The 3,144-nt window shown below is 59.1% G+C and carries 3 protein-coding genes and 1 pseudogene; 2 read left to right on the top strand and 2 right to left on the bottom strand.

Translation table 11 applies throughout. From position 1 onward, the window contains the following. Positions 1–514 (bottom strand): annotated as a pseudogene (locus tag ACXJ7R_RS28605) (mandelate racemase); the annotation flags it as partial. Between the two features lie 68 nt (positions 515–582). Between ACXJ7R_RS28605 and ACXJ7R_RS28600 the strand changes: the two are divergent. Next, on the top strand, positions 583–1,284 hold the full coding sequence (locus ACXJ7R_RS28600) for a GntR family transcriptional regulator (protein ID WP_457154757.1): 702 nt from the start codon (positions 583–585) through the stop codon (positions 1,282–1,284). An 18-nt stretch (positions 1,285–1,302) separates the two neighbouring features. Here ACXJ7R_RS28600 and ACXJ7R_RS28595 read toward each other — a convergent pair whose 3' ends face one another. After that, on the bottom strand, positions 1,303–2,118 hold the full coding sequence (locus ACXJ7R_RS28595) for a helix-turn-helix domain-containing protein (protein ID WP_457154756.1): 816 nt from the start codon (positions 2,116–2,118) through the stop codon (positions 1,303–1,305). Between ACXJ7R_RS28595 and ACXJ7R_RS28590 the strand changes: the two genes are divergently transcribed. Beyond that, complete coding sequence (locus tag ACXJ7R_RS28590; protein WP_457154755.1) at positions 2,117–3,004, top strand: NAD-dependent epimerase/dehydratase family protein; 888 nt, start codon at positions 2,117–2,119, stop codon at positions 3,002–3,004. The two genes, ACXJ7R_RS28595 and ACXJ7R_RS28590, sit on opposite strands and share 2 nt — an antisense overlap. The last annotated feature ends 140 nt before the right edge of the window (positions 3,005–3,144 follow it).

Below are 3,144 nucleotides of genomic sequence, written 5' to 3'. Positions count from 1 at the left end.
CGAAATCGGGGTGCCCCACCTTGATCTTGAACGCGCGGTACCCGAGGGCGTCGGCATGGGCAAAAAACGCTTGGAACTCATCGTCGCCAAGGTGGAAATCGAGACCTGAGGCATAGGCTCTCACGCGCTTGCGGCGGCTTCCCAGCAGGCTGTGCAACGGTAGGCCGGCCTGCTTGGCGCTCAGATCCCACAAGGCAACCTGAAGGGCTTCTTCGAAAGGCAAGCCGAAGAGGCGTCGGTTGCCGCCGCGGGGCCGCTGGACCCGGTGCACGAGCGCCAGCGGCGCCTGTCCGACAAGACCGGGCCAGACCTCTTCCTCAAAAACGCGGACGATCTCCGCCTGGGCGGGTAAAGGGTGAAACAAGCTCTGCACAAAGCCCAGTCCAATTTGGCCGTCCTCGCCAACGAGCTCGAGCGCGGCTACATGCACCGCATCGATACGCACCTGACTGTCACCTATGATACGGTCACGAGCGAATTGATAACGAGTGATGCGGTATTCTGCGATGCGCATATTAAAGTCTCTATATCTGATATTCCAGAATGTTGTTTAGATATTTCAGATTCAGAGGGGTGAAGCAAGTGGCTGAGCGCGAAAGGGAGCCCGACGGAAACGACGGAGCGGCACCGGGCCAACGCCTTGGCGATCGTGCCTACACGCGAATTCTCGAAACGCTGTTTGAGCGAAAGATCCCCGCAGGGGCCTTTCTGTCGCAAGGCGATCTCGTCAAAATGCTCCAGATCCCGGTTGCGCCTCTTCGCGATGCACTCAAGCTGCTCGAGGCGGAGGGGATCGTCATCATCCACTCGCGGTCGGGCATCCAGTTCGTGAAGCCCGGATTCGAATTGACCAGATCGACCTATCAGTTTCGCAGCATTCTGGAACGGGCGGCGACAGGTGTTTACGCGCAAACCGCCGAAGAGGCGGAATTGGCGGAACTGGAACGACGACATCTGTCGACCATCGAAGAGATCGAGCGCACCGGGCTCACCGACCATGTCAGAGCCGACCTCGAGGAACTCGAGACCTTGCTGCATCACTCCATCATTGCCAGCCTGAACAATCCATTGATCGAGAGTTCTTACAAGCGGCTGCACAACTACGTTCGGCTGATCCGGCTGGACAGAAAAGTCACCGTGCCACTCGTGCTGCAATCCCTGCGCGAGCACATGCAGGTCATCTTGGCATGCAAGGCACGTGACCCGGAGGCAGCAGCAGCGGCGATGCAGGCGCATCTGGCATCGGCCCTGCAGCGGGGCCTGGGGCTTTACTACGGTTACTAGGCTCAGGACCCTGACGCGTCAGGCAACGGAGCGCGACCGTTTGATGCCACGAGGCGTTTCGCCGATCTCGCGCCGCATCCAATGGGAAAGGTGGGATTGGTGAGCGAAGCCCGTCAGATGCGCCACCTCGCTGATGCTGAAGTCGCCTGCCAACAGCAACAAACGCGCCCTTTCGACCCGGCGACGAAGCACATAGCGATGAACGGTCAGTCCCGTCGCAGCTTTGAACCAGGTTCTCAGGTGTGAATTGCTGACCCCAGCGACCCTGCTCAATGTTTCCAGGGACAGCGGGGTTTGGATTTGGGCTTCGATGAAGTCGACTACACGCTTTAGTTGGATCTCGGACAAACGGCTCGCTCGCTCGGTCTCCTTTTCATCAAGACCCAGCAGGCGAACCGCCAGCGCAACGCCGATGCTATCCGCGAACAGCGATCCGCTCGGTGTGCCTGAGCGGAAATCGTTCTCGAGCGCGCGCGCGAGATGCTCAATCCGTTCGTCACGGAGAAGGTGACGCGTCTCAAGCCGTCGAAGGCTTGCCGAACCCAGTTCCGCTGCGACGTTCTCCATCAAGGCTGGTGAGAGGCTGAGTTCAATGGTGTTGAACCGCGTCTCGGCTTCAAATCCTCCTTCCTCTCCCGCGGGTACGAGATCGATATCGCCGGCGCGTCGTACGAAATACTTCCCAACCTGGCTGCAATAGGAACGCGTCGCTGCGCTTGCGTGGACGAAGACGCGGTGCCGATGGGCTTGGGGCAATTGGAAGCTGCCGGCCTCAACCTGCAATGCCGCGATGGTAACGGCGTTGRCCGCGGACGAAGCAAACTGTCGATGCATGGGCGGCCTCAACGATTGGCGAAACATGCTGAACATTTGGCGAATGCCGCGCGATTTTCAATGCGTTGCCTGGCTAACGTTGACGACATCGCAACGTTCGAAGGAATTTGACATGAGTATCTATGTAGTTGTGGGCGCCGGTCCGGTGGGGCTGGAAACCGCTCGCCTGCTTGGAGAAGCCGGACATGACGTTGTTCTCACAAGCCGAGGTGTCGGCTCCATTGATCTGAAGCACGTGCGCGCGGTCCAGGCAGATGCCACGGACGCCGACGCGCTTGCGCGGATTAGCCGGGGCGCGGACGCCATTTTCATGTGCGCCATGGCCGCCTATGACCGTTGGCCAACTGATTTTTTCCCGATCATGGATGGGGTCACGCGCGCAGCCAAGATGGTCAGCGCAAAACTGATCGTTCTGGGAAATCTCTATGGATACGGCGCAAATGCCAAGGGCCAGCTTCGCCCCGATCTGCCGCTTGATCCCACCTCGCGCAAGGGCACCGTTCGAACCATAATGTGGCAGCGAGCCCTTGGCGCCGGTGTTCCCACCATTGAGGTTCGTTCCAGCGATTACCTTGGGTACGGCGCAGTCACCTACTTCTCGATTTTGGCATTGCCCTCTCTGTTGGATGCGAGACCCGTTACCTTCCTGGGCAATCTTGATGCGGATCATGCCTGGACCTTCACGAAGGACGTGGCCAGAACACTTGTGGCTGCCTCATCCTATGCTGGAGAATGGGGCCGTGCATTTCACGTTCCGTCCCAGCATGCTTCGCCCCGGGTCATCATGCAGAAGACCTCGGCGATGCTGGGAAAAAAACTCCCGAAGTCAGCACCTACTCGCATGCCCAGATGGACGCGTTGGGGATGCACGAACTCGTGGAAATGAGCTACCTCTTCGAAAGTCCGTTGCTGGTCGATTCCTCCGATTCCGAGGCGATCCTCGGAGTGTCGGCACAGAGTGTCGATGTCATGATCGCCGACACGCTTCGCGAACATATCTAGTTGCCTGCCGGGCATGGCCGGCAT

The sequence above is a fragment of the Mesorhizobium sp. P5_C1 genome (assembly GCF_054049815.1).
This window is presented reverse-complemented; position numbering and strand designations above follow the sequence as displayed.

What these genes read in the sequence shown, in the direction of transcription:
- ACXJ7R_RS28590 (WP_457154755.1), top strand. Translation starts at nt 2,117, where the DNA reads ATGGGCGGCCTCAACGATTGGCGAAACATGCTGAACATTTGGCGAATG.